Source organism: Roseovarius halophilus (ex Wu et al. 2025), assembly GCF_047086965.1.
This window is the reverse complement of the sequence record NZ_JBKOTX010000281.1, coordinates 1-5,358: the sequence shown is the minus strand read 5'-3', so window position 1 is coordinate 5,358 and position 5,358 is coordinate 1. Positions and strand designations below refer to the sequence as shown.

Sequence of the window (5,358 nt, the reverse complement as noted above, 5' to 3'; positions counted from 1 at the left end):
GTCGGGTCCTTCCCGTCCAAGATCATCAAGCCGGACCTGTCGCGCGCCGCCGAACGGCTGAGCGCGCGTCACGCCCCGAAGGTCCGGGTGCTCAACTACGCGCCCGCGCCGCCGGCATCAGCGCACGCATCCTCGACCGCGCCTTCGCCGGGGTCCGCTACAACACCGATGTCATCCAGAGGGACCGCAACCAGTCGGAATTCAAGTCCCAGATCTGGGATTACCTCGACAGCGCCGCCTCGCCCGTCCGCGTCGAGAAGGGCAAGGCCGCGCTACGCCGTCACGCACGGACCCTGCGCCGGATCGAGTCGCGCTTCGGCGTCGAGAAAGAAGTCGTGACCGCCGTATGGGGGCTCGAAAGCACCTACGGCACACGGCGCGGCGACATCCCCCTGATCGAATCGCTGGCCACCCTGTCCTTTGACGGGCGCCGCGGCGCCTTCTTCGAAAAGCAGCTGATCGCGGCGTTGAAGATCCTGCAATCGGGCGACGTGTCCCCGCGTGACATGAAAGGCTCGTGGGCCGGCGCCATGGGCCACACGCAGTTCATCCCGACCTCCTATCAGGCGTATGCCGTGGATTTCACCGGCGACGGCAAGCGTGACATCTGGTCCGACGATCCCGCCGACGCGCTGGCCTCCACGGCCGCCTATCTCAAGCGGTTCGGCTGGACCAAGGGCCAGCCATGGGGGGTGGAGGTGCGCCTGCCGAGCGGATTCGACCACGCGCTCGCCAGCAGGTCGGTCCGGAAAACGCCCACGGCATGGGCCTCTCTGGGCGTGACGGACATGCGCGGCCGCGCCGTGCCCAACCACGGGCAGGCCTCGATCCTGCTCCCGGCGGGGGCGCGCGGGGCGGCCTTCATGATCTTCGACAATTTCAGCGTGCTGGAACGCTACAACAATGCCGACGCCTACGTGATCGGCGTGGGGCACCTGTCGGACAGGCTGGCCGGCGGCCCGCCGATACAGGCCAGTTGGCCCCGCGGGTACAAGCCGCTTTCCTTCGACGAGCGCAAGGAGATGCAGCGCCGCCTGCGGCGCAACGGCCACGCGCTGGAGAAGATCGACGGCATCGTCGGCCCCAATACCGTCACTGCCATCCGCGCCTATCAGCGGTCGGCGGGGCTGACGGTGGACGGCTTCCCGTCAAAGGACCTGCTGGCGCATCTGCGAGGGCGCTGACGGCTCAGGCCGCCAGATGCCCCGGCAGGCTGCACAGCGCGCGCCCCTGAACCAGCGAGGTGACGAAACGCCCCTCGGTCGTATCGGTGATGGCATAGCCATAGCCGCGCAGCCGGTGCTTCCACTCGCGATCCGACACCGCCATTTGGCGTTCGCGCATCACCAGATCCCGGATCTTTCTGCTTTGCTGGGTATCCTGCATGGTCATCGTTTCCTGCCTCTCGACAATTTTGATTGCGAGACCGGTATAACCATCGCTGGTGACGACAATCGTGCGGGATTCGGGCAGGCGCGGGAATTAATTGTGGCGCCCGGCCTCGTCGCGATCGACCCGCGCCAGTTGCGGGCGATGGCGATGCGCCGCCGCCGCGGCCGATACCAGCGCGCGGAACAGCGCCTGTTGCCGATGGGCATAGAACAGGTGTTCAGGGTGCCACTGGACGCCGATGGCGAACGGGTCGCGCACCCGCTCGATGGCCTGTACCATGCCACCCGGGTCCCGGGCCGCCACGCGCAGCCCGCGGCCGAGGCTGTCCACCGCCTGGCTGTGCAGCGCGTTCACGCGCATCTCCGCGTCCCCCACCAGCATCGCCAGCCGCGTCCCCGGCACGATTTGCACCGCCTTGCGCGGCAGGATCGTGCGGTGGCGTGCGCTGTCACGGTAGATGTCATAGGCATCCCGGTGCAGGGTTCCGCCCAGCGCCACGTTCAGCATCTGGCTGCCCCGGCATATGCCCAGCACCGGCTTTTCGGCATCGAAAGCGTCCGCAACGATCCGCCGTTCCAAAGTGTCGCGCGCCCGGTCCAGCCGCGCGGAACTGGCCCAGCGCCCGCCATACAATTCGGGCGAGATGTCGTCGCCGCCGCCGATGATCACGCCGTCAACGCCGCGCAGGTCGGCATCGGAGCGCGCCGTCCAGCGTACCGCGCGTCCGCCGGCCATCCAGACATTGAACGCCACCAGCGGGAATATCCGCCACCCCGAGCGTTGCGAGGTCGTGACCCCGATCACCGGGCGATATGATGTCACACGCCACCTCCTCGTAACGCCACACCTGATGCAGTGTAGGCCGCGACGGCCCGGCTGCAAGCAGGCGCGGCCCGGTCCCGCCAGCCCCGGCTCACGCCGGGATCAGCGCTTCGTGACCAAGGGCGAGCCTTAAGTGAATTGCGCATCCGACCCCGACCACGCAAGTCTGCAAGGCATCACGACACCCAAAGGAGCAATCAGATGTTTACCAGACGCCAGACATTCTTCGCGACTGCCGCATTCGGCCTTGCAATGGCCGCGCCGGCCATGGCCGGTTCCGGCGCCTCGCACGCCTTGAACGCCAATGCCGACGGGGTGATGCTCAAGGGGTACGACCCGGTCGCCTATTTCACCGAGGATGCGCCGGTCAAGGGCAGTGACGAAATCACGGCCGCGCATCAGGGGGTGACGTATCACTTCGCCTCAGCGGAAAACCGCGAGGTTTTCAACAGCAATCCCGACAAGTACGTGCCGGCCTATGGCGGCTATTGCGCGATGGGCGCGGCAATGGGCATCAAGCTGGACACGAAGCCCGGGCTGTTCCGCGTCGTGGACGGCACGTTGTATTTGAACACGGCCGAGGGTCCGCAGAAAAAATGGCTGTCCGACGTTCCCGGCCATATCAAGCAGGCTGACAAGAGATGGGCGCGGATCCGGGACATGCCTGCCGACGAGCTGGAACCAAACTGATGAAAGCGCGCGGCGGGGCCCCGGCCCCGCCGACCGCGCTCACCCGGCCTCGTCCAGCCCCGCCTCGCGCAGGATCGCGCCGCAGCGGGCCGCCCAGCTTGACCGCGACAGCGTCACGAGGCCGTGATCATCCTCCCACGCCGCCGCGAGCCGCGCCAGAAGCGCGGCATCGGCCGCCACCCGCTCCACCGTGACCCAACGCTGCCATTCCTGCGCGATGGACCAGCCCGCATCGTCGATCAGGCAATCGGGCAACCGGAAATGAAAGGCGGGCCGCGCCGATGTCGCCTCGGTCAGCGCCCCTTCCACGGCGTCGGGCGCCAGGTGGGCAAAGACGGGCAGCATGTCCAGCCCGCGGTTCCGGGTCGGCGAATGATGCAGGTATAGCGCGATCACCTCGCGCAGCGCGGCATCCGGCCCGGCCTCGATCAACGCGCGCACCAGTTCCGTCGGATACGGGTCGGTGAACGGCAGCAGCCGCCGCGAGTCGTCGATCGGGTTGGCGGTCCGCAACCAGTCCTCGATCAGCGCATAGGCCAGAAGCGGGCGGATCACGTCGCCCGGCACGGCCGACGCGATCTCGACATTCAGGTGGATCCCGAAGCCATAGACCCAGCCGGCCCGGCTGCCCAACGCCCCCGCCTCGCGCAGGGCGGTGTTGAGCCCGTCAAGCGCGCGCAAGCCGTCCATGTCCAGCGGTTCGGTCACGATCTCGACCGGCACGACCTCGCGCCCGAGGTCCAGCGCGAGATCGCGCAGCTTGCTCTGCGCGGCCTTGCGCAACGCCGTGTCGAGGTAGATCTCGATCTTGCCGATTCGGCTGCCGGTCACCGTCCAGAACGGGCCGTCACCCTGTGCGGCCTGCCCGCCCAGAACGTCGCTGCAGACTTGCGCGACTTCCGCCTCGCTCAACCCGCCAAGCTCGATCTCGACCCCGACACGACGCGCCGCGCCGTCGGCGTTCAACGGCTGCGGAAGCGGGGAAAACTCGGTTTTCGGCATCGGGTGGCTCCGGCTGTTGCGCGCCGCACGGCGATCTTACGGCACACCCCGCCGGTGTCAAAGCGCCAAACCACGCGCCGCGCCCGTCAGCCCCCGCGCGTTTCCGCCTCGATCTGCTTGCGGGATTTGCGCGCGCGCTCCGTCGCGGATTTGAGCTGCCCGCAGGCGGCCATGATATCCTCGCCCCGCGGCGTGCGTATGGGGCTGGCATAGCCCGCCTTGTGCACGATGTCGGCGAAGCGCTCGATCCGCTCCCAGTCGCTGCGCTGATGCGGGGCGCCGGGCCACTCGTTGAAGGGAATCAAGTTGATCTTGGCCGGGATGCCGGAAATCAGTTTCACCAGCCGCCGCGCATCCTCGTCACTGTCGTTGACATCCTTCAGCATCACGTATTCGAAGGTGATCCGCTCGGAATTGGACAGTTTCGGATACTCCCGCAGCGCCTCCAACAGCGTCGCGATGTTCCATTTCCGGTTGATCGGCACCAGCCTGTCGCGCACCTCGTCGGTGGTGGCGTGGAACGATACCGCCAACATGCAGCCGATCTCCTCGGCGGTCTTGGCGATCTCGGGCACGATCCCGCTGGTGGACAGGGTGATGCGGCGACGGCTGAGGCTGATCCCCTCGCCGTCCATCGCGATCTTCATCGCGTCCCGGACATTGTCGAAATTGTACAGCGGCTCGCCCATGCCCATCAGCACGATGTTCGACAGCAGCCGCGGCCGCTCGCCCATCGCCTCGCCGCGGCGGGGCCATTCACCCAGATCGTCGCGGGCCATCATCACCTGCCCGATAATCTCGGCCGCGGTCAGGTTGCGCACCAGTTTCTGCGTGCCGGTGTGACAGAACGAACAGGTCAGCGTGCACCCGACCTGGCTGGAAATGCACAGCGTGCCGCGGTCTTCCTCGGGGATATAGACCACCTCCACCTCGTGGCCCCCCGCGATGCGGGCAAGGTACTTGCGCGTACCGTCCGCGCTGACCTGCCGGCTCACCATCTCGGGGATCTCGATGACGAAATTCTCGGCCAGTTGCTTGCGGTAGGCTTTCGACAGGTTGGTCATCTCGTCGAAATCGCGCACGCCCCACCAGTAGATCCACTGCCATATCTGGCCCGTCCGCATCCGCGCCTGTTTCTCGGGCGTGCCGGCCGCGATCAGCGCCTCGCGCAGCGCCTCGCGGGTCAGCCCGACAAGGTTCGTGCGCCCTTCCGGCAGCTTGCGGGGGATCGTCAGAACGTCCTGTGTGATGGGGGCGGTATCGGTCATGGTCGCGCGGTCCTGTCGTCAGATGCGCCTTCATATAGAACATGCGCATCGATTCCGAAACATTCGTCATGCGAAACGGGCCCGGGCGCAGGAAACCGGCGGCGCCAACTTCCTGAACGGGGCGGCGCTGCTTGCGCAGGACACGCTCGGCACCGCGCCGGAGGATCCGCCGCTGCAGGTCGGG

Annotated in this window: 7 protein-coding genes; 3 read left to right on the top strand and 4 right to left on the bottom strand. The window is 67.2% G+C overall.

Annotation, left to right across the window (positions count from 1 at the left end):
* A partial coding sequence (locus tag ACH107_RS29520) for a lytic murein transglycosylase (RefSeq protein ID WP_412509283.1) occupies positions 1-1,184 on the top strand: 1,184 nt, incomplete at its 5' end.
* Between the two features lie 4 nt (positions 1,185-1,188).
* On the opposite strand, the gene ACH107_RS29515 is transcribed toward ACH107_RS29520, so the two are convergent.
* Both ACH107_RS29515 and ACH107_RS29510 read right to left on the bottom strand, forming a co-directional pair.
* Positions 1,189-1,386, bottom strand: a complete 198-nt coding sequence (locus ACH107_RS29515) for a hypothetical protein (protein WP_412509282.1) — start codon at positions 1,384-1,386, stop codon at positions 1,189-1,191.
* Positions 1,387-1,482: 96 nt separating this feature from the next.
* A complete protein-coding gene (locus ACH107_RS29510; RefSeq protein WP_412509281.1) occupies positions 1,483-2,214 on the bottom strand; it encodes a gamma-glutamyl-gamma-aminobutyrate hydrolase family protein in 732 nt (243 codons plus the stop codon).
* Between the two features lie 201 nt (positions 2,215-2,415).
* On the opposite strand from ACH107_RS29510, the gene ACH107_RS29505 reads away from it, so the two are divergent.
* Entirely contained in the window at positions 2,416-2,904 is a 489-nt protein-coding gene (locus ACH107_RS29505) for a YHS domain-containing (seleno)protein (protein ID WP_412509280.1), read from the top strand.
* A gap of 39 nt (positions 2,905-2,943) precedes the next feature.
* On the opposite strand, the gene ACH107_RS29500 is transcribed toward ACH107_RS29505, so the two are convergent.
* Together ACH107_RS29500 and rlmN are read right to left on the bottom strand one after the other, a co-directional pair.
* On the bottom strand, positions 2,944-3,906 hold the full coding sequence (locus ACH107_RS29500) for an amidoligase family protein (RefSeq protein WP_412509279.1): 963 nt from the start codon (positions 3,904-3,906) through the stop codon (positions 2,944-2,946).
* 86 nt (positions 3,907-3,992) lie between these two features.
* Positions 3,993-5,174 (bottom strand): 23S rRNA (adenine(2503)-C(2))-methyltransferase RlmN, encoded by a 1,182-nt coding sequence (gene rlmN, locus ACH107_RS29495; protein WP_412509278.1) that lies wholly within the window; start codon positions 5,172-5,174, stop codon positions 3,993-3,995.
* Here rlmN and ACH107_RS29490 point away from each other — a divergent pair.
* Positions 5,173-5,358 (top strand): hypothetical protein (locus ACH107_RS29490; RefSeq protein WP_412509277.1); only part of this gene is annotated, 186 nt, incomplete at its 3' end. The two genes, rlmN and ACH107_RS29490, sit on opposite strands and share 2 nt — an antisense overlap.

Excerpts from the sequence above, each read along its gene's own strand:
- ACH107_RS29515 (WP_412509282.1), bottom strand. The coding sequence starts at position 1,386 with ATGCAGGATACCCAGCAAAGCAGAAAGATCCGGGATCTGGTGATGCGC.
- ACH107_RS29505 (WP_412509280.1), top strand. The coding sequence starts at position 2,416 with ATGTTTACCAGACGCCAGACATTCTTCGCGACTGCCGCATTCGGCCTT.
- ACH107_RS29500 (WP_412509279.1), bottom strand. The coding sequence starts at position 3,906 with ATGCCGAAAACCGAGTTTTCCCCGCTTCCGCAGCCGTTGAACGCCGAC.
- rlmN (WP_412509278.1), bottom strand. The coding sequence starts at position 5,174 with ATGACCGATACCGCCCCCATCACACAGGACGTTCTGACGATCCCCCGC.